Genomic DNA, 22,579 nt, shown 5'->3' on the forward strand with positions numbered 1-22,579 from the left:
AAAGCCTACTTTACAAACCGAAAACGCTTCTTGTTTATCAAGAAGCGTTTCAAGAAATCATTTCTTTATAAAATTGGCTATAGAAACTCGAAATTCGCAACAATTCATGATGGCTACCTGATTCAATGATTCTTCCTTTATCTACAACAACAATTAAGTCACAATTCATCACCGTTGTTAACCTATGCGCAATTACTACTCTGGTGCAATTTATACCCGACAGATACGCGTCAATTTTTGACTCATTCAAGTGATCTAACGAACTAGTCGCTTCATCTAAAACTAAAATTGATGGCTTCCCAAGAAGGGCCTTCGCAAGAGCAATTCTTTGCCGTTGTCCACCCGATATGTTCATCCCCATCTCCGACACCATCGTATGATACTGCATTGGCATATTCATAATCTCGTCATGAATTTGAGCTGCCTTCGCAGCTTCAATTACTTGCTCTGGCGTCGCTTCAGGATTATGGAGAGTAATATTATCATAAATGCTTCTATTAAAGAGCATTACGTTTTGCGGCACTGTACCAATTTGACGGCGAAGATGGCCCAGATCAAGTTCATTAATACTAATGCCATCATAATAGATTTCTCCATCAGTCGGACTAAACAACCCGATAATCATGTTGGCTATTGTCGTCTTTCCTGCCCCTGACTGTCCTACAAGAGCAACTTTCTGCCCTTTTTTTATATTGAGGGAAACATTATTTATTACATTTTCACTATATTTAGAATAAGCAAAAGTGACATTCTTCAATTGAATATCACCATTTAGCGTCTTCTTCATCTTGTCTTCTCTTGATTCTGTGGGAGCGTCGAGTACATCCCCAACTCTCTTTAAATAAGAAGTAGTCAAAATGAAAGAATTGATGGTCTGAACAATATTACCGCTTAGCATAAAAAATTGGGTTGAAATTGAATGGAAAGCAACCAACATTCCTAGTGTGATACTTCCTGTAAATACTTGATGTGCCCCAACCCACAAAATGATAAGTGGAGCCATTAATTGTAATGTACTGCTAGCTGTATTTACATAATTTAATACATTTTCCTTTTTACGATATGCACACAATAAATTTTTGAAACGATAAAGCCATCTATCGTAAATCATTTTCTCGACACCAGATGTCTTAACTCCGAAAATACCATATAACATTTCCGTCTGGGCTCCCTGAACTTCGGTGTGCCCTTTAATTTCCATCTGATTGGCTTCCGAAATGTATCGTTGGCTAAGCGCAATCAGCAATACATTAGAAGTGCCTATTAAGAAAACAATAACAGCCAATAATGGCGATTGTATAAGCATATACAGCAAGATCACCAGTATGACAGCAGAATCTAAAAGACCTTTAACAACCTGATTGACAATCTGATCACGTATCACCTTCATACTGTTTGCCCTAAAAAGTAAATCTCCAAAGGAGCGCAATAAAAAGAATTGATATGGCAGTTTGAGTAGGTGTTTGAAAAATCTTGACTGTATATCGTAATCTAATACATTATGAAGGTTAATGAGAATTTTACCTCGTATGAAAGAAAATAAGGAATGGAACAAGATTATTCCACAAATTCCTATCAAAAATGCATTAAGCAGTTCCCTGTAGTCAGGTACAATAATGCGATCAATTACAAACTGAATTAAAACAGGCATCGCCACTGTAAACAGTTGAAGAAGAAACGTAAGAAACAGAATGGCGCTGAAGATTTTAGGCCGATTCGTTACTAAAAAAGAAAAAGATGTCCAAATATTTTTTCTTTTCCGTTGCTCAAAACCATTACCTGGATACAAAGTAAGCGCATATCCAGAATATTTTTCTGTAAAATCCTTTTCCTTGACCTTCTTTCTCCCAGAACCAGGATCAACGATAATTAAAGCATGTGAGGTGATTTTTTCAAGGATAACGAAATGGTTGTTATCCCAGTAAAGTATAGCGGGCAAAACGAGATTCCTTAATTGTTTAGTATCAGCTTTATAGGTTTTAGTTTCGAATTTTAATTGTTTTGCCATATTCCTCAAATGCAACAAGGTTGTACCATCGCGACCGTTCCCCAGCCGCTCACGAAGCTCGTACATGGACAAATCATTTTTATAGTAACTCGCTATCATAGCCATACAACAAAGGGCACATTCTGTCTGTTGCATTTGCTCTATAAACGGAATGCGGCTACGTGTTTTAAAAGGAGACCTCTTCTTCATAAGTTTTCTCCTTTTGGTAACTGCAAAGCAAGTACAGAAGGAATACTCGGATTTTTCAATCTGAGCAGACAATATCCGATTCCCGTTCTCCCTAGCATAAAACCATCCATTTCCGCACGAGGATCCAAGCCATGAACCCAACCATGCACCTTTTTCTGATCCAGTGCAATTTTGGTTAATTCTAATGCCTGTATCATAAACAATTCTTCATTCAACTCTTTGGCAGCTGTCAATAGAATGTCGACATTCCCCATTGTCCCATGGCATAGACAATGGCTTTCTATTCCTCCTTCTGAAATCAGCGTCTTTAAGGCCACGTCAATATCCTCTTTAATGTCTTTAGAATTTATAATGTCTTTTAACATTATCCGCGAAAGAGCAATGCCAGGCGCCCCATGACACCAATAGACCCTTTTTCGTTCACTTTTTTTCTTGGATTCACTTTCTTCCCAATTGCCCGTGCTTCCATCATAAAAAGTATTTTCATATACAAGCAGTTTTTGAGCCTCAATTTGGTATTTCTCTTCCTGAGATACTTCACCAAGCAAACCAAGCGCCCAAGCGTATCCTGCTATTCCATGTGCAAGTCCTGGTTTTCTGGCAGTGTCATCCATCTTAATCATCAGTTGATCTCCAGCTTGCAAAGCCACATTCAAATAGTCATAATCCCTAATTTCGTTAAAGATATTTAGGCAAAGTACAATAAAACCAGCAAGTCCCCCTGAAAAATCAAGGCTTTTTTCTTTTCTTACGATATCACAAACATAATGTAACCTAACCTTTGCTTGTTTAATTAATTCCTGATCATTCCAAAGTAACCCTAAATGAACTAGTCCGTAAATAAGTGCTCCTTCACCGCTAAAAGCCGAAATAGATTCGTTAAGTGGTTTGTTACCAACTTTACGTATCACAGTTTGAATTGCACCTCGACTCATTTTTTCGTATTCTTGATTGTTTGTTTCTTTGGATAAGTAAGCCAAAAACATTGCATATCCGATTAATCCATCGTACAAATCAGGGCCCTTTACAGATACACTGAGTCCTGCCTTATCATTCAAATTTAATCCTATCCAGTTCACTTCCATGTTTTCCTCAGTTATTGCTCTATCCACTAATAGACGGCCAATTTCAAGAGCTTCTTGAGTAAAAGAACTACTAGATTCTTCCGTCCTTTCTTGAAATGTTAACACTTTTTCTGGGAATCTCCATACTTCCCCTAACATGGATACAAGAGACCATCTCACATATTGTTTTTGCTTTTCAAGGTCAATTCTATTGAGTTGGCTGACCTTTTTAAAAACAGCCTCAAGTCCTGTTTCCGTAAAGAAGTTTGGTATAAGATTTCCATTACTATCATAGAGATCTCTACTGTTTAACTTAAAATAAAAATAAGGAATATCATGTCTTAGCAGATCCTTTGTTTCATAGATAACCAATTCTTCAAACTTAGAAGATTGTTTATAAATTTGCCAAAGAATATCAAACAATTGCACTCGATCAAGACCGTTTTGAACATAATCAGGATGTAAACTGTTTTGCAAAAATTCACTGTACACATGAGTTGGACGAAAGACCTGACGGACATGGGCTTTGCCAAATGGTTGTAGAGGCCCATCATCGCTAATAAACTCATTTTTATGTTTAAGAAACAGACGGTACAGGTCTGTAAATCCCTCCTCAAGGTCAGTGATATAATCGGAAGGCGAAAGTGTTTCACCTTCAAGCACTGGTCTATTATGATACTGCCCTGATTTTGCAGGCCCGCGCGTTATTCTAATTTCATCTGTTCCCTCTCCTTCTATCCTTATGCTTTTTATCTTTTCTGATACCTGGTTTTCTATTGCCCCAAGCGCACTCAGATCGAAATCAATAATTGAATGTTCAAGTGACGGAAGTGGAAGCATGAGAGTAGAAAAGACTGAATCGTTTAATTCAACAGCTAATTGACTTTGAAAATTTAGTTTTTTCGTCATTTCAAGATTCTGACTAAAGAGAGTTTCAAGATCTATAGGAACTGGGTATTCACTATTTGCTATAATATTTTCAGCATGGAAATCAGAGGAACCCAATACATAAAACAAGGCTGTATATACCCCTTGTCGATAATAAAACCGACGTATTTCCTCTTTTAGAATACATTCCTTAAAAGGAACAAATTCCTGCCATCCATATGTTTGACAATCAAGACTTTTAGCTGCTTTGAGCTTATGCTTCAATCCTCTATCATTCAACCAGTCCAGTAATGATTCAAAACATTTGTATATCAAAATTTGCCGAGGCTTATAAACAAGTTTTTCGCCAGATTCGAACTCTAATATTGCTACAGTTCTCCCATTTTGATGAGTATCTCCTAAATCCATTTTTATCCTTTCAAGACGAGTAAATTCACCTTCAAAATTATCTTTAATTTTTTCATAATCACATAAAAAACGTTCTATAAGCTCTTCCGTTATAATTAAATAGTTTTTCGTGCTCTCAGTCATTAACCGAGATAGTACTGGATAGTTTTCAAAAAACTCCATCCTCATTTCAGAGTCCTCATTGAATTGACGCATAAAATATTGAAACCGCTCTTCACTTGTATCCCCTTCCAAGACCTCTATCTTTCTGGCTATATTTACTTCTAGAATTACACACTTCATCACCATGATATGAAGTCGCGCATAAAGGGCATCTGTAATCGATTGAGTGACCGTTTCAATATTAATTAAATTGCTGGTGACTTTTTTAAAAAGACATTCAATTTGTTTTTTAGCATATATGATAAAAGGGTGAATTAAAGACTGAAAACTGAGGTAATCTAAAGGGGAAGTTTCATATGTATCCATAAGTTCTTCAAAAGTCTCAATCCACTTTAATTCCTTCTTTATAAAAGGTGAATCCTTCTGTTCTATGTGCAACATTAGTTGCTCTCTGGTCAAATGATCCTTTTCGAGCCGCTTCTCGAGCATCTCATGTGGAATTGCATTAGTCCATTCACTCAATTCTTTTATATGATCTAGTGTTGTAGTTTTGCGAACTGTCTCTCGTTCATTTAGGTAAGCAGAACGTTTAAAAGCCTCAATCATGAAAACCTCTCCATTCCTTTATGTATAAATTCTAAAAAGCCGATTACAATAGATAAAGAAACGGCTGGTCGCGCATAAACATGACCAACCGCTCTTTGTTTTTTGTGATCTGTCTCAATGTTATGTAAGAAGAAGGATTGAGCTCCCTACCAATCCTCCCCATACTTATCATTGGTAAGATTAGCAGCTTGATGTACATTTGGTAGAAGGACAAAAAGCTGCTGTGACAAATACTCCGCAAGGCAGTGAGGAAGGAGTGGTATGCGGAGTAACATCGGCTGCACCTGCAAGATTTCGCAATTCATCCTCGCTCACTTCACCTACTGGGTTAACGAATCCAAGCTCTGTACGTTTACTAGCATTACGGTAGAGTTCTGCTTTTTCACGATTTGACATAATATCACCTCCTTTCAATTAATAAATGTTGCACATCCCGGTAGTTGGGCAAATAGCTGCTGTGAGACAAGTACCGGGCCCGGGTATGAATGAAGAAAGAGGTTCTTCCTGATTCACATTTTTAGCACCTGCAAGGTTTTTCAATTCTTCCTCGTTGACCTCCCCCACAGGACTCTCGAGCCCTAGCTCGCTATGCTTGTTTACATCACGATAGATAGCTGCTTTTTCTTGTTTTGTCATAGCTTCACCTCCTTTTGAGCAGTCTGTTTTCTAAATTAAGAATATTAGGTACGGTTTCACTGTCATATTGCTTTAGTAATCCCATCCCTATACCAGCTAAACCACACATCAAACCCTTTGATTCAGTTCCTCTAGAAACCCCATAATTCCACATTCTTTTATCAATTGTTTCCAGTAATTGCGAGCCTACTGACTGAATATTGACACTTAAATCATTATTTTGCAGTACTTTGTCAGCGTAAAGAAGAATTTCTAACTGTCCAAAGTCACCATGACAATAGGATCGGTTATTGCCAAACCCCTTATCCAAGGTGGTCGTAAGAGAAGCTTTAATCTCCTGATTAAGCAAATGATCGCGGTAACCATTTTCCTTTAACCTAAGTCTTGAAAGAAGAACTCCTGGTGCTCCATGACACCAAGCATATGAAATTTTTTCTCTTCCTGGTGTACGCCAATTTTTTTCCTTTGCATCATAAAATGTCCTTTCATATTCCAATGCTTTTGATATATATGTAAGATACTTTTTGTTTTCCGTTACTTGATAAAGAGAGGAAAACGCAGCTGCGATACCACTGTTACCGTGTGAATATCCAGTCAGTGCTACGCCATTCAACATAGTAGGCCAGCCTAGCCCTCCATGTTCCATTTCTTTACTATGCGCTATTAAATGATCGCCGCACAAAATAGCTCCTTTTAAAGCATCTAGATTTCCCGTATGATGATAAATACACAGCAGAATATCGAGCGCACCTGTTGAGCCACCAATATAATCAAAAATGGTATCTTGATTAACCATCTCAATATACCCCGGCAAAGCCTCTTCCACCTGTTGATAAAGAGAACTATCATTCCAAAGACCAGCAATCAGATTAACTGTAAATAAGCTTCCTCCAACACCACTATAAGCTCCTAAGCTCCAAGACGGGTTTTGTCCATATTGCTTCATGTCATTGACAATGGGAACCAAAGCCTGCGCTGCTGCCTCTTTAAATCGTGTTTCGCCTGTAAAATGAGCAAGGTACGCCAAAAAAAGAGCTATTCCGCTATTACCGTTATAAAAATCAAGACCAACCGGTGAAATATTCCAAGCTACTTCTCTGCTACCTTCCAGAACCGTACTAACCCAGGTTATATCTTTCTCAATTCCATTTATGCCTTCTATCTTAGTTTTTAATAGATAATCCCCTATATCCATTGCATGTACTAAAAAATCTTTCTTGTCTTTCAATATCCTATTTTCAAATGGACTAATTTGCTCAACATCAGCATAATGATCCGCATTTGAGGCAAGCATTACCATATTTAATACTTGCAACTGCCCGTATAAGTCCGATTCGCTAAGATTTCGAATTTTGTCCAGAACAAGGTCAAAGGCAGGGCGGGAAAAGAAATCAGTAACCACTCTTCCGTTCGAAGTCCATAAATGCCGCTCACCAGGTCTGGACGTGAATAAAGGAACGTCATAACGAAGCAACTCCTCCATCTCATCAATAAGAACCGACTCCATTTTCGGAACATTCAAACATTTAAGCCACAGCCTGTGCAGAAACACTTTCCGATCAAATTCATCTCTCAACAAATCTGGATGTACTAAACTACGCAAGAATTCTCCGTATATCGCGGTCGGCCTTAAAATTGTTCTAACAGGGACTCTTCCGAATTTTTCAACTTGGGCAATAAGCTGTTCTTTATTCTCTGCCATAAACCTATACACAGTTTTAAAACCATCTATAATTTCTGGTACATAATCATGAAGATTCACAAACTCACCTTCATAGCTTGGCAGATTAAGACCTGCCTCTAAAAAAGCAATTCCTTTTTTCAAATACGCCTGGTCAGTACCCTTATCGGCAATTTGGGAAATTTGAAAAGGAAGCTGCTGGTTTCCTTTCCCCCCTAGTCCACTTAAGTCAATACCTGAATTATCTTGATCATTCCGCTGATATAACAAATTAGGCAACATGCCGGAAGCCATAATTGATTTGGATAGCATGTGCTCTGCCCTGCCAAGCGCATCCTCTTTATAGTTATCTTCATATATATTTTGGTGAAACAAAGATTCCATATCGATAAAGACTGGATGCTCACCCATTGCGATAATATTTCCATAATGAAAATCTGTTGCGTTTAACACATACAATAGGGCAAGCTGAGCACCCATTCGTCTATAAAAATCTTTGATCTCCTTGGCCGATTGGCAGGCTGTATAAGGTATAAACTCAGACCATCCATGATCTTCCTTACTGATCACCTTAACATTATAGATAGTAGGAGTACTTTTTTCCTGCTGGTTCAACCAGGATACTAGCTCCTGATATTGTTGATCAACGTCAAGAGATCTTGGCTTATAGACTAGCTTTTGACCACTTTCAAACTCTAATATTGAAACACTTTTTCCACAGTTATGTGTATCTCCCTTGCCAAGATGCAGTTTCTTAACCATTCCGAGATCAGCGAAAACTTCAGTTAAAATTCCCCAATCCTCACCTAGATGCCTGAGAATATTTCTGATAAAATCAACAAAGTTATTCACTGTCCCTATTAGCAGTGCAATAAGGCACTTATACTCGCTAGCTATTGATGATAAAAAATCACGATCAGCCAATATTTCATTTTCAAAAAAGTGATAGCGCTCTTCAGAAGTGGATCCTTTCAGGACCCCCTTCTCTCTGCATACGTTCATTTCAAGTACAAGGGTCTTATTGCACAAAGAATAAATTGTATGTCCTATATGATCTAGAAGATTTAAAAAAAAACTATCTTGTAAAAACAATTGTTGTTTATATATCTGCAAATCTTTTAATTTAGTAAAGGCCAGTTTTATGAATTGTTCGATGAAAGTATTAAATTTTTTTTCCCTTTTAATCCAAGAGGCTGGCAAGTCTTCAAGTTCCCCATTTAAGATTAAATCCCATTCTTTAGACCAGGTGTGGGAATTTACTATACCAGATTCCAGATCCTTACCAGTAAACTTCAATGATACCGCCTGCTCGGTATTTACTCTGGATACAGCATTCAAACTTCTTTCCATATAATCCCTGTTATTGAAAAAGAATTTGCTCCAATATTCAATTTGCTGCTTTCGAGCGGCGTCATTTCCAATAATCAACTTATTGGAATTTGATTGATGTTCCTGTGCTAAGTCCATACCTCTTGTTTCACTCCTTACCTTTACCTTTATATTCATAGGCCGGTAAAAACACCGGCCTTAAATTAAGTTCTACTAATTACAGCTACTTTGACATTCCACAGTAAGAGTGCACCATGCACCTTTATTACCTAACTTGCAACTGATGTCGTACCAAGCACACCCGCCCGCTAACATTTCCATTTCATCGTCTGATAGCTCTTCCATCAGATCACCAGCTGGATTTACTACTTGACTATTCATTCGTAAAGCAGGGTTTTTCCACGTTTCAATAATTGACATTTTCATTCACCTCTTAATTTTTTTTGGGAGCTTGGCTTTATCTTAACACTTTTTTAGGAACTATGGATTAATTTGGTTTATCTGGGCATAATTCATGTATAAACAGCCGATTTTCTACAAAATTCTGCCCTATATATTAAAATATCCGAATTTAAATTTACATATATTATCTTTTTTTGTATAATTGGGTTGAAGCATAACTTAAAAATTGTAGGAGTGTTGAAATGAATCTGATAAACCAGTTAATAGGAGGTCTATTAGAAACATTTTTAATCATTACGATTGGAACATCTCTAGTGAATTTCGACTGTAAAAGAAAATTCCTGCCGCTACTTCTTATAAGTTTTTATGGAAGCATCGTTTTATTTTTGGCAAAAAACGTTTTCCCTCCGCCAATATATTTATTCATAGTAATTTGGGCAATTGGTTTTTTAGTGTCATTCTTATTTAAACTAAAAATCTCATTATCAATGATCTGTATTTCACTAGGTTCAGTTTGTTTACTTGTAGCTGAAGTCATTGGTTTTTCAATATTAAAATCTATCCAACCATTTTTCAGTGTAAATCTAAATGAGGCACCAGTTCTTGCCATCGCCTTGCCTCACCTTATCATTCTTACATTTATATTATGGCTGATTCGAAAATATAGGATAAGTCTAATCATTCTAAAGAAACAAACTAAGAGATTACGTAAGCAATTATTATTAATTTCAATTCTTTCATTCTCCATACTGTTTCTCTACTACATCGTTATATATAAAAATAAGAAAGTTGACGAATACATTAATTTATTTTGGGGAGTAGCACTTATAACATTGACCATGTTTATTTTTTTTATGATTAGAGGTATCTTTCTTCAAAACCTTCGGGACGCAGAGGATTATTTAGAGGAACAATATGAAGAGGTGGGTAAGTACATTCACTTTATTCAAAGGCATAACCATGACCATATGCATCATCTTATTACCATCAAGCAAATGCTTGAAAAAGGTTACTCCAAAGAAAGTTATCAGTACCTCAGCGATGTGTTAAATGATTCTGCTCAAATAAGTGATATTCTTCCTTTACATTCAGTGGCAATTAGTGGATTACTTCTTTCTTATAAAGACAAAGGTTTAAAAGAAAATATACATATTCAATACAAAATCAGTGATAGTTTAAGAGGTTTTCCGTGCAAATTATTTGAAACAAACAGAATATTAGGCAATCTAATTACAAATGCACTAGATGCTGTTAAAGAAATAGATGAACTCCCGAAACGGGCAGTATATGTGCATATTAATGCAACTGAGAATTACTATAGAATTGATGTTTCAAATTTTGGAGATATTGAACGGTTTTCAGAAGTTATCGAGAGGATTTTTGAAGAAGGATTCTCCACGAAAGACAAAGTAGGTAGAGGTTATGGTCTTCATATTGTAAAGTCAGTTGTTGAGAAATATAATGGTTTCATTTTTACAGAAATCATTGATCGAATGATCATTTTCAAAGTCAGGATACCAAAGGAGGCAGACTATGTTTGATCTAACACCTCATAAACTGGCGAAAAAAATATCAAAACATATTATACATTTTAACCCTGAGTTTCGCCGACTGCAAGATAACATACGCTATGGTTTAGAATGGATGCTTGCTACTGTCAATCAAGTATTTATAGTTATTATATTAGCAGAATTTTTCGGTTATTTAGCACAAGCTTTAATTGTTTTAGCCAGTGGTGGATTATTTAGAATGATATCTGGGGGAAGCCATTTTAAAAACTATAATTTATGTTTAATCTTCAGCACCCTGCAAATCTTGTTTATAACATACATATCAATAGAGTTTGAATCACATTTCACCTTCTGGACTAAGTCTGTGTTGAAAATTTTATTAGTCTTTTCATTTTTTATCACATTTAAAAATTCTCCAAAGCTTCAAAAAAAGAAACATTTATTTACTCCTGATCATAAGAAAAAGCTCAAAATTGGTTCAATTGGCATTTTTTCTTGTCTCCTATTAATCAGCCTTATGGGAGATGACCATCATAAATACGGCATATGGATGGCACTTATCCTGCAAAGCATCACTTTGACTAACATATGGGATAAAATCCTCTTATCACTTGATAAGAGATTTTAAATAAATGGTTAAAGGAGTAAGGAGTATGTTAAAATGCATCAGTTATATAATTGGCTTAACCGCTTTGTTTTTCAATTCGCTTACAACAGCAAGCAGTTGTTTCTGGTTTGCTTATGAACCCGAATTACCCCAAAATCAAAAGAGTGATGAACATTGACCGTCAGAATATGTGTTATTGACGATGATCAAGAGATACTAAATTTCTTTAAGAAGATTTCAAATGAGATCAGTCAAGCGAGATTTGATCTAATAACTAGCAAGATAAGTGATCTAATCTCACATCTAGAATCTACGCAAGAAGTAGATCTAGTCATCATTGATGTTAATATGCCTCAAAATAATGGATTCGATGTGGCTGAGTATATAAATATTCATTACCCCTTCACCAGTATTATTTTCATGAGTTATCTTCCGGATTATGCGTTAGATGGATATAAGTATTATCCAATGGATTTTATGGTGAAACCTGTTAACCTTTTGAGACTAAAATCGACAGTAAGTTTAGTGAACAATCATAAAAGTAGGCGAAAAAAAAAGATCAGTATTAGCTCAAATGGTAAAATTCATCTCATAGATATAGAATCCATTCTTTATATTGAAAAAGTCGGAAGAAAATCATGCATCAACCTTGAAAATGGAAGGATTATTGAATGTAACCAAGGGTTGACCATTCTTGAGGAAATGTTAAAAGACAGCAACTTTTTTAGAAGCCACCAGTCATTTCTTGTCCCATTGGACAAAATTGAAGAGGTTATCCAAGACACCTATATGAAATCTTACAATTTAAAAATTAAAGACTGTCCAAAGACTATAAATGTAAGTCGAAGTAAATATCGCGAACTAAAAGAACAACTCACCTTTATTTTTTAGAGATATTAGGCTTCTTTAACAAAACGAATGGGAGTATTCTAATCGAATAAGTAGAGAGTCAAACAAGAAAAAAGCGCCAAATCCTAATCTAGGGATTTGGCGCTTTCCAGATGAAGTCAACGGTCAAACCCTTGTTATATCAAGAGTTTTCGCCGTTTAATTACATCATTCCACCCATACCGCCCATGCCGCCCATGTCAGGCATTCCTGCGCCGCCGGCGTTTTCTTCCGGTTTGTCAGCGACAACGGCTTCAGTTGTTAAGAGCATTGCTGCTACAGAAGCTGCGTTTTGCAGAGCAGAACGTGTAACTTTTGTCGGGTCAACGATACCTTTTTCGATCATGTTTACCCATTCGCCGGTTGCAGCGTTGAAGCCTACGCCGATTTTTTCGTTTTTCAAGCGCTCAACGATGACAGATCCTTCAAGACCTGCATTGTGTGCGATTTGACGGATCGGCTCTTCAAGCGCGCGAAGCACGATGTTGATACCTGTTTGCGCATCGCCTTCAGCTTCCACTGCAGCGACTTTGTTGTATACGTTGACAAGCGCTGTACCACCGCCGGATACGATACCTTCTTCAACAGCTGCGCGAGTGGAGTTGAGGGCGTCTTCGATGCGAAGTTTACGCTCTTTCAGCTCAGTTTCAGTCGCAGCGCCGACTTTGATGACAGCTACGCCGCCGGCAAGTTTCGCAAGACGCTCTTGTAATTTTTCTCTGTCGAATTCAGAAGTTGTTTCTTCCACTTGAGCGCGGATTTGGTTGACGCGTGCAGCGATTTTTTCAGTATCGCCGGCGCCTTCTACGATTGTTGTGTTTTCTTTCGTTACCACAACTTTAGAAGCGCGTCCCAATTGTCCGATTTCAGTAGATTTCAGGTCAAGGCCTAAGTCTTCTGTGATTACTTCTCCGCCTGTAAGAACAGAGATGTCTTCAAGCATTGCTTTACGGCGGTCACCGAAGCCAGGAGCTTTAACGGCAACAGCGTTGAATGTGCCGCGAAGTTTGTTGACAACGAGTGTAGCAAGAGCTTCACCTTCAACATCTTCAGCGATCAGAAGCAATGGTTTGCCTTGCTGTACAACTTGCTCAAGCACAGGAAGGATTTCTTGAATGTTTGTGATTTTTTTGTCTGTGATTAAGATGTAAGGATTGTCAAGAACCGCTTCCATCTTATCAGAGTCAGTCACCATGTAAGGAGACGCATATCCGCGGTCGAATTGCATACCTTCAACAACTTCAAGCTCAGTTGTGAATCCTTTAGACTCTTCGATTGTGATGACCCCGTCGTTTCCTACGCGCTCCATTGCTTCAGCGATAAGGCTTCCGACTTCCTCATCAGCAGCAGAGATCGCAGCAACCTGAGCGATAGACTCTTTGCCTTCGATCGGCTTAGAAATTTCTTTTAAGTTTTCGATTGCTACAGTCACGGCTTGTTCCATACCTTTACGCACGCCGACAGGGTTAGCCCCCGCAGTTACGTTTTTAAGGCCTTCGCGGATCATAGCCTGCGCAAGTACAGTCGCAGTCGTCGTACCGTCACCGGCAACGTCGTTTGTTTTGCTGGCTACTTCAGCTACAAGCTTCGCACCCATGTTTTCAAACGCATCTTCAAGTTCAATTTCTTTTGCGATTGTCACACCGTCATTTGTAATTAACGGAGAACCGAATTTTTTCTCCAGAACCACGTTGCGTCCTTTTGGCCCTAAAGTTACTTTTACAGCGTCAGCAAGCGCATCGACACCGCGAAGCATAGCGCGGCGTGCTTCTTCACTAAACTTAATATCTTTTGCCATGTTAACGAAACCTCCTCGAATTTTTAAAAATATTTATTTGCTTAGCCGATTACAGCTAAAATGTCGCTTTCACGTAAGATTAAGTATTCAGTACCTTCGTATTTCACTTCAGTACCGGCGTATTTTGAGAAGATAATGCGGTCGCCCTCTTTTACTTCTAAAGCAACGCGCTCTCCGCTTTCCAACACGCGACCTGAACCGGCTGCCACGATTTTGCCTTCTTGCGGCTTTTCTTTTGCAGAATCCGGTAATACGATTCCGCTGGCAGTTTTTTCTTCAGATTCTACGAGTTCAATGACAACGCGATCACCTAATGGCTTTAACAATGTAATAACCTCCTCAATAGTATGAATATGTAATTTTAGCACTCAGCTCTAAAGAGTGCTAACACAGTTATTATAATAAAGAATCTCACTTCCAATTTCAAGTCATAAGAATAAAAAATTTTCACGCTTACATGATTCTCTCTCACACTGATTTTCTCCTTTTTTCACGTCAAGTTCACTTGTGTTACAATAAGAACAAATAAGTTGATTTTATAGGATAAAGGAGTACATATCATTTGAGAAAACAGTATTGGTATATCATTTTGACATATGTTATCATGCAGCTTTCCGCATTGATCGGCATTCCTTTAATGTACAAATTCGGCTATGCGGGCGGGCACCCTACGAATGCGAATCTCACCATGGCTCAGGGGATTTATTCCGTCGTAAGCTTTTTCATCTGCCTTATTATCGTTCTCTTGATTTTGAGAACCGCGCCGAAGCAGACATTAAGAAACGGGAAGAAAGCATCCGCCGGCATGTCCATTCTCTGGGCGGTCGCGGGAATATGGCTCGCTTTATTTTCTCAGGGAATCGCCGGGATGATTGAGCAGTATGTCTTTCATGTGGGCAGCGGTTCCGAAAACACGAAAGCCATTCTTAACATTATTAAAGCCATGCCGCTCATGATTATCGTTTCTTCTATCGTCGGGCCGATTCTTGAAGAAATCATTTTCCGGAAGATCATTTTCGGTGTATTATATGAAAAAACGAATTTCTTTATCGCCGGACTGATCAGTTCCGTCATTTTCGGCATTGTGCATCAAGACCTCACGCACCTGCTGCTGTATACGGCCATGGGCTTTACCTTTGCGTTCTTGTATGTGCAGACGAAACGGATTATTGTGCCGATATTCGCCCATGTCATGATGAATACCATTGTCGTGGTCATGCAGCTCGGCCCCGCCCAAAAATATATTGAACAGCATAGTGAGCAAATGCAATTAATTATTGGAGGATTGTTTGTATGAGGAACCCAATGACTTGGGGCTTGATTTATTTCGCAGTCGGCTGTATCTTTACGTATTTGGCCGCAAGCTCTCCGGGAAGCATGTGGTCTTTTTATTCCATACTGCTGATGGTTTTCGCCGCTTATAATATCAGCATCTCGTTTAAAATGTTCGCTTTCTCATTTAAAGTGAAGAAAAATCAAAAATAAAAGAAAAGCCATTTCTCATCATTGAGAAATGGCTTTTTTTATGCTGATACGTCCTGATCGGATTCACTGCTGGTCTGCCTTTTCCGATACGCCGCTTTTGAGATAAGAATGCTGATCTCATATAAAATGCAAAGCGGAATGGTAATCATCAAGTGAGACAGCAGCTCAGGCGGCGCAATCATCGCGGCGATCACAAGCAGCACAAAATACGCGTACTTCCTGATCTTCGATAAAAACATCGGCGTGATAACACCGAGTCTCGTTAAAAACATGATCAGCACCGGCATCTGAAACAGCAGTCCGAACGGAATCGTCAGCTGCAGCAGAAAATGAAAGTACTCGGTGATCCCGATCACCTGGTTGACATCGAGGTCATTCGAGACCCGCTTCATAAAATCAACGACCAGCGGAAATAAAATATAATAAGAAAACGACACACCGCCGACAAACAGCACGATCGAAATCGGAATATAGCTGAGTGTTACTTTGCGCTCCTTCTCATACAGGCCCGGGCTGACAAACGCCCAAATCTGATAGAGAATAATCGGCGAAGTCAAAATGATGCCGATGATAAACGCGAACTGCAAAAAGATAAACAGCGGATCCGTCAGGTTAAAAGCATTAAGGGTGAGCTCTTTTACTTCATCGGCTTTTTGAAGATACACAATGATAGGTTTTGCCAGAAAAAAGCCGGCAATAAAGAAAACCGTAAAGGATAACGCCACAATCAGCAATCGTTTCCGAAGTTCGGCAATATGCTCCACAAGCGTCATTTGATTCACTCTCATACGCGTCATCCTATCTTACTGTTCTTCTTTCTTTTTTTCCTCTTCTTCACCGGCTAATCCCTTAGTAGCGTTCTTAAATTCACGAAGCGTGTCCCCCGCCGCTTTTCCTAATTCGGGAAGCTTCTTCGGACCGAAAATAATCACCGCTACCACACCGATAACCGCCAGGCTTCCAGGACCGATCATGTGCAGCTCCTCCTTTCGCTATTCAATTTCTTCCAAAACAGAATAATGCTTCAAGAAATAAACCAATGATTGAAGCTCTACAGCTAAATCTATATGATGAATTCGAATGTGATCCGGCACATTCAAACGGGCCGGCGTAAAGTTAAGGATCCCCTTGATTCCGAGCGACACGAGCCGGTCGGTGATTGACTGGGCGGCAACCGCAGGAACGGTAAGAATCGCCACGGGTTCATCCTTAATGTGAAGCTCTAAATCATTAAGATCAAAGACAGGCACACCGCCTACCTCAGTTCCTATTTTACTCTGATTCACATCAAAAGCCATAGATATTTTTGTGTTATTATTTTTTGTGAAATTATAGTGAAGAAACGCCGTCCCTAAATTCCCGACACCGATCAAAATGACGTTCGTCGTTTCATCCTGATCCAGTGTTTTTCTGAAAAATGACAGCAGGTAATCCACATTATAGCCGTATCCTTTTTTGCCGAGCGCCCCGAAATAGGAAAAATCCCGGCGGATCGTGGCCGAATCGACTTTTACCGCGTCGCTCAGTTCAGCTGATGAAACGCGCTGTTTTCCTGACGCGTGTAAATTCTTTAAAAAGCGATAATAAAGCGGCAGCCGTTTTGCCGTCGCCTGTGGAATTTTTGATTGATCCTTGTTCATGATTGGTCCTCCACTTTATACTCAGATGCATCTCTTTTAAAATCACCGTTTTTGCCTCCTGTTTTTTCCATGAGGCAGGTCGGGCCGATGACCATTCCTTTATCCAGCGCCTTGCACATGTCATACACGGTCAAAGCGCAGACTGAAGCGGAAGTTAGCGCTTCCATTTCCACACCTGTACTCCCTTTCGTTTTTACGCTTGCCTGTATATGAAGAACGGCTTCGGAATCCTTTTCCTCCCAGCCGAATGAAATGTCGACGCTGCTTAAAGAAAGCGGGTGGCACATCGGGATAATCGCTGACGTCTGCTTTGCGGCCATAATTCCTGCCACCTGTGCGACAGCCAGCACGTCTCCTTTTCCGATCTCGCGGTTTTTGATTCTGCTGTACACGTCATGCTTCATGTGTACGCTGGATATCGCAGCGGCAGTACGGACTGTTGAAGATTTATCGCTTATATCCACCATGCGGGCACGGCCTTCTTCATTAAAATGAGAAAATCCATTCATATTTAAACTCTCCTTACTTCTGATCATACACTATTTTCTCCCTGATGTCTTATCCTATAATGTTCCAATTCTGATGTATTGTTTGCTGACAGCAGGTTGATAAGCTACACTTAACTTATTATAACAGAGGTGAAATAATATGATGATCTTACAAATTAATCAGCTATCCAAATCTTTTGGCGCTGATCCTATTTTAAACAATATAAAGCTTGAAGTCAGATCTCGGGATCGCATCGCCATAGTAGGCAGAAACGGAGCCGGCAAATCAACTCTCCTTAAAATTATCGCAGGTCACCTTTCATATGAAAAGGGTGAATTAATCAAACCGAAAGAATTAACGATGGGATACCTTGCCCAGCACACAGGCTTGGAATCCCAGCTTACCATAAAAGAAGAACTGCTGAGCGTTTTTGATTTCCTGAAAGCAATGGAAAAAGAGATGCGCTCTATTGAAGAAAAGATGGCCACGGCCGCCCCCGCGGAGCTTGAGACGCTGATGAAAACCTATGACAGGCTTCAGCAGGATTTCAAGGATAAAGGCGGCTATCAATATGAAGCGGATGTCCGATCTATCCTTCACGGCCTCGGCTTCGGAAAATTTGACGATTCCGTGAAAGTGCAAAGCCTGAGCGGCGGCCAGAAAACAAGACTTGCGCTCGGAAAACTGCTGCTGACCCAGCCTGATCTGCTTATTCTGGATGAACCGACGAACCATCTCGACATCGATACGCTTACATGGCTTGAGCATTATTTACAGGGATATTCAGGCGCCATTCTGATCGTCTCCCACGACAGATACTTTCTTGATAAAGTCGTCAGCCAAGTGTATGAGGTCTCACGGACAGAAAGTAAAAAATATCTCGGCAACTACAGCGCCTATTTAGAACAAAAAGCTGAGCAGTACGAGAAAGACCTGAAGCTGTATGAAAAACAGCAGGACGAAATCGCCAAGCTTCAAGATTTTGTCGACCGCAATCTGGCCAGAGCTTCTACAACGAAAAGAGCCCAAAGCAGACGAAAACAGCTTGAACGGATGGACGTCATGGCAAAGCCGCTCGGTGATGAAAAATCAGCCGCCTTCCGTTTTGACATTACAAAACAGAGCGGAAACGACGTCCTGCGCGTACAGGATGTTTCCATCAGCTATGACGGCCAGCCGCCGCTCTTGAAAAACCTGACCTTCGGCATTACAAGAGGCGAAAGCGCCGCCCTCGTCGGACCGAACGGAATCGGCAAATCAACCTTGCTGAAAACCATTATGAACACGCTCAGCCCCGAATCCGGATCGATCACGTACGGTTCCAATGTCACAATCGGCTATTATGATCAGGAGCAGGCTGAACTGACCTCGTCCAAACGCGTGCTGGACGAGCTGTGGGATGAATATCCGGACATGCCGGAAAAAGAGATCAGGACATGCCTCGGCAACTTCCTGTTCAGCGGAGACGATGTCCTGAAACCTGTCCGTTCTCTAAGCGGCGGTGAGAAAGCAAGAGTCGCGCTTGCCAAGCTGATGCTGCAAAAAGCAAACTTCCTCATCCTTGATGAACCGACAAACCACCTTGACCTGGACAGTAAAGAGGTGCTGGAAAACGCCCTGATCGATTACCCGGGAACACTGTTATTTGTATCGCATGACCGCTACTTTATTAACAGGATCGCCACAAGAGTGCTGGAGCTGTCACCTGATCATGCAGAAGAATATTTGGGTGACTATGACTATTACACCGAGAAAAAAGCCCAGCAGCTGGAACTGGAAGAAATGAAGCGGCAGGAAAAAGAGCAGGCTCAGCCTGCCGGCAAGGTCAAACAGGATACGAAAAGAACTTACGAGGAAGAAAAAGAATGGAAGAAGAAAGAACGGCAGCGCCTGAGACGCATTGAAGAAATTGAAGCTGCCGTCTCATCCGCCGAAGAGAAAATCAGCGCCAATGAGGAGCTGCTGTGCGATCCTGACGTGTATCAGGATCATGAAAAGGTACAGACCATTCACGCGGAGAATGAAGCTCTGAATCAAGAGCTCGAAAACTTATTAGCAGAATGGGAGGAACTCTCCTCAGAAGAATAGAAAAAGTCAAGCACCTCTTTAAGGGGTGCTTTTTTATCCACAGCTATCCTCCTTGTCAGCCATGTAGGTAAACGTTTTATACACACTATCCACAAAATTTTCTGACTTTATCCACTTTACTAACAACTTACAGCCCCTTATCCAGCCTGGATTTTTGGATATATTCACAATCCTGTGGATATGTTAGAATTATCTGTTAATAAGTAAAAAAAAGCCTCACGTTTTACAACGTGAGACGATCAAAGGATGTTAATTCCAAACCGGGCTGTCCGTTCATATCATATGAGCCCCGAATCCCCTTTTCAAAAGCAACGGTTCCGGCAGCCGCAATCATCGCTGCATTGTCCGTGCATAAAGAAAGCGGCGGGATGATAAGCTCGGGATCTCCCGAATGGCTGAATTCCTGCTGCAGTGCGGCTCTCAGCCCTTTGTTAGCGGCTACGCCCCCTGCCAGCAGCACTTGTTTAACCCCGTATTCTTTCGCGGCTTTAGAGGTTTTTGCCGTCAGTACATCAATGACACTCTGCTGAAAGCTTGCGGCAAGATCCTCCGGAGGAATCACCTCATTTTTTTGCGAGGCGTTATGAAGCGTGTTAATCACGGCTGACTTCAGGCCGCTGAAGCTGAAATTGTAAGACCCTTCTTCCAGCCACGCACGCGGAAGCGGAATGGAATCCGTTCCCACAGCAGCCAGCTTATCAATCTGCGGCCCTCCCGGATAAGGAAGCCCCATCGTTCTTGCCACTTTATCGTAAGCTTCGCCTGCGGCATCATCCAGTGTTTCACCGATAACCTCGAATGAACCGTGCTCTTTCATATAAACCAATTCCGTATGTCCGCCTGACACAACCAAAGCAAGCGCCGGGAATTGAAGCTCTCCTATCAGCCTGTTTGCATAAATATGACCCGCGATGTGATGAACGCCGACTAGCGGTATTTGATGGGCAAAGCTTAACGCCTTTGCCGCATTGACTCCGATTAACAGGGCTCCGACAAGTCCGGGTCCTTCCGTTACGGCAATCGCATCAAGATCATCAAAGCCCATCTCCGCTTTTGAAAGAGCTTCCTCAATTACAAGGGTAATCTGCTCCACATGATGTCTGGACGCTATTTCAGGCACGACCCCGCCGAAACGTTTATGGCTTTCAATTTGAGAAGCGACAACGTTTGAAATAATTTCATTCCCGTTTTTTACGACTGAGGCCGCTGTTTCATCACAGCTTGTTTCGATTCCTAATACATAAATATCCTGTTTTTCACTCATGTAATGTCACCCACATTAATAACGCATCTTCTCCGTTATCTGTATAGTATTGTTTTCTGATTCCTCCGGCCTGAAGACCGAATTTTTTATATAAGGATTGGGCGGGATGATTTGAGACCCTGACTTCGAGAGAGAGCCTTCTTGCCTTTTTTTCTCTGCACAATTCTATCGCAGAGCGAAACAGCGCTTCTCCCAATGATTGGCCCCGATATTCCGGCTTAATGGCTATGTTCGTAATCTGCGCGTCATCTATAATAATCCAGATTCCGCAATACCCCGCCAGACAGCCGTCCTTTTCAATGACAAGGTAGTGGGCATACGGATTTTCCAAAAGCTCATGATAAAATGAATCCTTCGTCCACGGAGAAGTAAAGGATGCTGTTTCAATTTCATAAATTTGATCAATATCTTCCGGACGCATGCTTCGAATCGCCGTTTTCGTTTTCATCCCTATCACCCTATTTTTGAGATTCCATCCATTTCGCTTCAGCCTCTGCCAGACGCAAATAATCCGGAACAAGGCTGTGGACATCCGCTTCCTCTTTTTCCAAGCCTAAAAACGCCAGCTCTGACGGCCGCGGATTATGCTGTGCAGCCGTTCCAATCACTGCTTGAGATGTCAATTCATGAAGAATGGTTTCTTCATGAATGGCTGTATCGTGCCCTAAAAATAAAACCGGAGACGCTTTTTCTTTCAGCATGCCGAGCCAATCAGTCAAAAGGACATTCTGATCAGGAATAACGGATCGTAATCGGCCGTCCTGATATTCATAAAGCCCCGTATATACCTGTCCGCGCCGGGCATCAAATAACGGGCAGATCAGTCCTTGAAAGTGCCGTCCGTTAGCCGCCAGCACCTCCAGACTCGAGACAGCGGAAACCGGAAGCTTCAGCGACCATGCCAATGTTTTTGCCAGCGTCACACCGATTCTGACACCTGTGTACGAACCCGGTCCTTTCGCCACCGCTATTTTCGTAAGGTCCTGCGGTGTTAGGCCGCAATCCTTCAGCAATGAATTGACAGCAGGCATGGCCCGCACGGAATGATTCTTTTTTAAATATGTAATATACTCCGCCATCACCGTTTTGTCACGAACGAGCGCGGCACCCAGTGTGTAATTTGACGTATCAATTGCCAGTATTGTCATGTTTATTTATCTCCTCACAAAGCGTTTCATACCGTGTTCCGCAAGCCGTAAAGGTAATGTCCCTTGCCTCATCACCGGCTCTTGTGATGACGATCTGCAGCCGTTCAGCAGGCAGCTGATCCTGAATTAAATGAGCCCATTCAATTAAACAGACGCCTTGTCCCTCAAAATATTCTTCAAGCCCTAAGTCTTCGCTTTCATCCTCCATACGATACACATCCATATGATATAGAGGAAGCGAACCGTCATGGTATTCTTTTATAATTGTAAAAGTCGGGCTGTTTACCACTCTCGTGATTCCCAGTCCTTCGGCAAAACCCTTTGTAAAAGTCGTTTTTCCCGCACCTA

The 22,579-nt window shown here is 40.6% G+C and carries 23 protein-coding genes (1 of these 23 only partly in view); 7 read left to right on the forward strand and 16 right to left on the reverse strand.

Annotated features, from left to right (window positions below; translation table 11 throughout):
* Positions 1–49: 49 nt before the first annotated feature.
* The 6 genes from BZ167_RS06375 to BZ167_RS06400 all read right to left on the reverse strand — a co-directional run bounded on the left by BZ167_RS06375 (position 50) and on the right by BZ167_RS06400 (position 9,331).
* Positions 50–2,197: a peptidase domain-containing ABC transporter gene (locus BZ167_RS06375; RefSeq protein ID WP_060674412.1), complete on the reverse strand. Its 2,148-nt coding sequence runs from the start codon at positions 2,195–2,197 to the stop codon at positions 50–52.
* The gene (locus BZ167_RS06380) at positions 2,194–5,265 is read right to left on the reverse strand and encodes a type 2 lanthipeptide synthetase LanM family protein (RefSeq protein WP_043858026.1); all 3,072 of its coding nucleotides are present in this window, start codon (positions 5,263–5,265) and stop codon (positions 2,194–2,196) included. Before BZ167_RS06380 ends, BZ167_RS06375 begins: the two co-directional genes overlap by 4 nt.
* Positions 5,266–5,445: 180 nt before the next feature.
* Positions 5,446–5,661: a class II lanthipeptide, LchA2/BrtA2 family gene (locus BZ167_RS06385; RefSeq protein ID WP_043858027.1), complete on the reverse strand. Its 216-nt coding sequence runs from the start codon at positions 5,659–5,661 to the stop codon at positions 5,446–5,448.
* 18 nt (positions 5,662–5,679) lie between these two features.
* Complete coding sequence (locus BZ167_RS06390) at positions 5,680–5,901, reverse strand: class II lanthipeptide, LchA2/BrtA2 family (protein WP_060674410.1); 222 nt, start codon at positions 5,899–5,901, stop codon at positions 5,680–5,682.
* A 4-nt stretch (positions 5,902–5,905) separates the two neighbouring features.
* Positions 5,906–9,049: a type 2 lanthipeptide synthetase LanM family protein gene (locus BZ167_RS06395; RefSeq protein ID WP_060674408.1), complete on the reverse strand. Its 3,144-nt coding sequence runs from the start codon at positions 9,047–9,049 to the stop codon at positions 5,906–5,908.
* 75 nt (positions 9,050–9,124) lie between these two features.
* Entirely contained in the window at positions 9,125–9,331 is a 207-nt protein-coding gene (locus BZ167_RS06400; RefSeq protein ID WP_060674405.1) for a plantaricin C family lantibiotic, read from the reverse strand.
* A 224-nt stretch (positions 9,332–9,555) separates the two neighbouring features.
* On the opposite strand from BZ167_RS06400, the gene BZ167_RS06405 reads away from it, so the two are divergent.
* The 4 genes from BZ167_RS06405 to BZ167_RS06415 are packed head-to-tail and all read left to right on the forward strand — an operon-like array spanning position 9,556 to position 12,322.
* Positions 9,556–10,854 carry a sensor histidine kinase gene (locus tag BZ167_RS06405; RefSeq protein WP_060674403.1) on the forward strand — a complete coding sequence of 433 codons (1,299 nt, stop codon included), beginning with the start codon at positions 9,556–9,558 and terminating at the stop codon, positions 10,852–10,854.
* Positions 10,847–11,452, forward strand: a complete 606-nt coding sequence (locus tag BZ167_RS06410) for an accessory gene regulator ArgB-like protein (RefSeq protein ID WP_043858029.1) — start codon at positions 10,847–10,849, stop codon at positions 11,450–11,452. The genes BZ167_RS06405 and BZ167_RS06410 overlap by 8 nt, the downstream gene beginning before the upstream one ends.
* A 25-nt stretch (positions 11,453–11,477) precedes the next feature.
* Positions 11,478–11,609, forward strand: coding sequence for an AgrD family cyclic lactone autoinducer peptide (locus BZ167_RS20720; protein WP_157673321.1), 132 nt, complete (start codon positions 11,478–11,480; stop codon positions 11,607–11,609).
* Positions 11,606–12,322 carry a LytR/AlgR family response regulator transcription factor gene (locus tag BZ167_RS06415; RefSeq protein ID WP_060674401.1) on the forward strand — a complete coding sequence of 239 codons (717 nt, stop codon included), beginning with the start codon at positions 11,606–11,608 and terminating at the stop codon, positions 12,320–12,322. The genes BZ167_RS20720 and BZ167_RS06415 overlap by 4 nt, the downstream gene beginning before the upstream one ends.
* Before the next feature lie 160 nt (positions 12,323–12,482).
* On the opposite strand, the gene groL is transcribed toward BZ167_RS06415, so the two are convergent.
* Together groL and groES are read right to left on the reverse strand one after the other, a co-directional pair.
* Positions 12,483–14,117, reverse strand: a complete 1,635-nt coding sequence (gene groL, locus BZ167_RS06420) for a chaperonin GroEL (protein WP_003155941.1) — start codon at positions 14,115–14,117, stop codon at positions 12,483–12,485.
* A gap of 41 nt (positions 14,118–14,158) precedes the next feature.
* Complete coding sequence (gene groES / locus BZ167_RS06425; protein WP_003155970.1) at positions 14,159–14,443, reverse strand: co-chaperone GroES; 285 nt, start codon at positions 14,441–14,443, stop codon at positions 14,159–14,161.
* 236 nt (positions 14,444–14,679) lie between these two features.
* On the opposite strand from groES, the gene BZ167_RS06430 reads away from it, so the two are divergent.
* Complete coding sequence (locus tag BZ167_RS06430) at positions 14,680–15,414, forward strand: CPBP family intramembrane glutamic endopeptidase (RefSeq protein ID WP_060674399.1); 735 nt, start codon at positions 14,680–14,682, stop codon at positions 15,412–15,414.
* A complete protein-coding gene (locus BZ167_RS06435; RefSeq protein WP_003155975.1) occupies positions 15,411–15,602 on the forward strand; it encodes a YdiK family protein in 192 nt (63 codons plus the stop codon). Before BZ167_RS06430 ends, BZ167_RS06435 begins: the two co-directional genes overlap by 4 nt.
* 38 nt (positions 15,603–15,640) lie before the next feature.
* On the opposite strand, the gene tatC is transcribed toward BZ167_RS06435, so the two are convergent.
* From tatC to moaC, 4 genes are read right to left on the reverse strand one after another with little or no spacing between them, the layout of a single operon-like run.
* Entirely contained in the window at positions 15,641–16,399 is a 759-nt protein-coding gene (gene tatC / locus BZ167_RS06440) for a twin-arginine translocase subunit TatC (protein WP_094032596.1), read from the reverse strand.
* A 6-nt stretch (positions 16,400–16,405) separates the two neighbouring features.
* Entirely contained in the window at positions 16,406–16,576 is a 171-nt protein-coding gene (locus BZ167_RS06445; protein WP_003155981.1) for a twin-arginine translocase TatA/TatE family subunit, read from the reverse strand.
* Positions 16,577–16,594: 18 nt separating this feature from the next.
* Positions 16,595–17,242 (reverse strand): redox-sensing transcriptional repressor Rex, encoded by a 648-nt coding sequence (locus tag BZ167_RS06450; protein WP_003155984.1) that lies wholly within the window; start codon positions 17,240–17,242, stop codon positions 16,595–16,597.
* Positions 17,239–17,751: a cyclic pyranopterin monophosphate synthase MoaC gene (moaC, locus tag BZ167_RS06455; RefSeq protein ID WP_003155986.1), complete on the reverse strand. Its 513-nt coding sequence runs from the start codon at positions 17,749–17,751 to the stop codon at positions 17,239–17,241. The genes BZ167_RS06450 and moaC overlap by 4 nt, the downstream gene beginning before the upstream one ends.
* Positions 17,752–17,890: 139 nt before the next feature.
* Between moaC and BZ167_RS06460 the strand changes: the two genes are divergently transcribed.
* The gene (locus BZ167_RS06460) at positions 17,891–19,819 is read left to right on the forward strand and encodes an ABC-F family ATP-binding cassette domain-containing protein (RefSeq protein ID WP_015239290.1); all 1,929 of its coding nucleotides are present in this window, start codon (positions 17,891–17,893) and stop codon (positions 19,817–19,819) included.
* Between the two features lie 223 nt (positions 19,820–20,042).
* Here the strand turns inward: BZ167_RS06460 and tsaD are convergent, their stop codons facing one another.
* The 4 genes in view from tsaD to tsaE are tightly spaced (at most 10 nt apart) and all read right to left on the reverse strand, a layout consistent with a single transcriptional unit that may run on beyond the window.
* The gene (gene tsaD, locus BZ167_RS06465) at positions 20,043–21,083 is read right to left on the reverse strand and encodes a tRNA (adenosine(37)-N6)-threonylcarbamoyltransferase complex transferase subunit TsaD (protein ID WP_007408855.1); all 1,041 of its coding nucleotides are present in this window, start codon (positions 21,081–21,083) and stop codon (positions 20,043–20,045) included.
* Positions 21,076–21,531: a ribosomal protein S18-alanine N-acetyltransferase gene (gene rimI / locus BZ167_RS06470; protein ID WP_003155993.1), complete on the reverse strand. Its 456-nt coding sequence runs from the start codon at positions 21,529–21,531 to the stop codon at positions 21,076–21,078. Before rimI ends, tsaD begins: the two co-directional genes overlap by 8 nt.
* A gap of 10 nt (positions 21,532–21,541) precedes the next feature.
* Positions 21,542–22,231 carry a tRNA (adenosine(37)-N6)-threonylcarbamoyltransferase complex dimerization subunit type 1 TsaB gene (gene tsaB / locus BZ167_RS06475; RefSeq protein ID WP_033574938.1) on the reverse strand — a complete coding sequence of 230 codons (690 nt, stop codon included), beginning with the start codon at positions 22,229–22,231 and terminating at the stop codon, positions 21,542–21,544.
* Positions 22,212–22,579 carry the 3' portion of a tRNA (adenosine(37)-N6)-threonylcarbamoyltransferase complex ATPase subunit type 1 TsaE gene (tsaE, locus tag BZ167_RS06480; RefSeq protein ID WP_007408853.1) on the reverse strand. It continues 109 nt past the right edge of the window, so the window shows 368 of its 477 coding nt (coding positions 110–477); its start codon lies beyond the right edge, outside the window — the gene reads right to left on this strand; the stop codon is at positions 22,212–22,214. Before tsaE ends, tsaB begins: the two co-directional genes overlap by 20 nt.

It is taken from the genome of Bacillus sp. 275 (genome assembly GCF_001999205.1).
In the GTDB taxonomy this organism is placed as follows: domain Bacteria; phylum Bacillota; class Bacilli; order Bacillales; family Bacillaceae; genus Bacillus; species Bacillus velezensis.

Excerpts from the sequence above, each read along its gene's own strand:
- BZ167_RS06410 (WP_043858029.1), top strand. The coding sequence starts at position 10,847 with ATGTTTGATCTAACACCTCATAAACTGGCGAAAAAAATATCAAAACAT.
- BZ167_RS06445 (WP_003155981.1), bottom strand. The coding sequence starts at position 16,576 with ATGATCGGTCCTGGAAGCCTGGCGGTTATCGGTGTGGTAGCGGTGATT.
- BZ167_RS06395 (WP_060674408.1), bottom strand. The coding sequence starts at position 9,049 with ATGGACTTAGCACAGGAACATCAATCAAATTCCAATAAGTTGATTATT.
- BZ167_RS06435 (WP_003155975.1), top strand. The coding sequence starts at position 15,411 with ATGAGGAACCCAATGACTTGGGGCTTGATTTATTTCGCAGTCGGCTGT.
- BZ167_RS06450 (WP_003155984.1), bottom strand. The coding sequence starts at position 17,242 with ATGAACAAGGATCAATCAAAAATTCCACAGGCGACGGCAAAACGGCTG.
- BZ167_RS06385 (WP_043858027.1), bottom strand. The coding sequence starts at position 5,661 with ATGTCAAATCGTGAAAAAGCAGAACTCTACCGTAATGCTAGTAAACGT.
- BZ167_RS06380 (WP_043858026.1), bottom strand. The coding sequence starts at position 5,265 with ATGATTGAGGCTTTTAAACGTTCTGCTTACCTAAATGAACGAGAGACA.
- BZ167_RS06405 (WP_060674403.1), top strand. The coding sequence starts at position 9,556 with ATGAATCTGATAAACCAGTTAATAGGAGGTCTATTAGAAACATTTTTA.
- moaC (WP_003155986.1), bottom strand. The coding sequence starts at position 17,751 with ATGAATGGATTTTCTCATTTTAATGAAGAAGGCCGTGCCCGCATGGTG.
- rimI (WP_003155993.1), bottom strand. The coding sequence starts at position 21,531 with ATGAAAACGAAAACGGCGATTCGAAGCATGCGTCCGGAAGATATTGAT.
- tsaB (WP_033574938.1), bottom strand. The coding sequence starts at position 22,231 with ATGACAATACTGGCAATTGATACGTCAAATTACACACTGGGTGCCGCG.
- tatC (WP_094032596.1), bottom strand. The coding sequence starts at position 16,399 with ATGACGCGTATGAGAGTGAATCAAATGACGCTTGTGGAGCATATTGCC.
- groL (WP_003155941.1), bottom strand. The coding sequence starts at position 14,117 with ATGGCAAAAGATATTAAGTTTAGTGAAGAAGCACGCCGCGCTATGCTT.
- BZ167_RS06400 (WP_060674405.1), bottom strand. The coding sequence starts at position 9,331 with ATGTCAATTATTGAAACGTGGAAAAACCCTGCTTTACGAATGAATAGT.
- BZ167_RS20720 (WP_157673321.1), top strand. The coding sequence starts at position 11,478 with ATGTTAAAATGCATCAGTTATATAATTGGCTTAACCGCTTTGTTTTTC.
- BZ167_RS06460 (WP_015239290.1), top strand. The coding sequence starts at position 17,891 with ATGATGATCTTACAAATTAATCAGCTATCCAAATCTTTTGGCGCTGAT.
- BZ167_RS06390 (WP_060674410.1), bottom strand. The coding sequence starts at position 5,901 with ATGACAAAACAAGAAAAAGCAGCTATCTATCGTGATGTAAACAAGCAT.
- BZ167_RS06375 (WP_060674412.1), bottom strand. The coding sequence starts at position 2,197 with ATGAAGAAGAGGTCTCCTTTTAAAACACGTAGCCGCATTCCGTTTATA.
- tsaD (WP_007408855.1), bottom strand. The coding sequence starts at position 21,083 with ATGAGTGAAAAACAGGATATTTATGTATTAGGAATCGAAACAAGCTGT.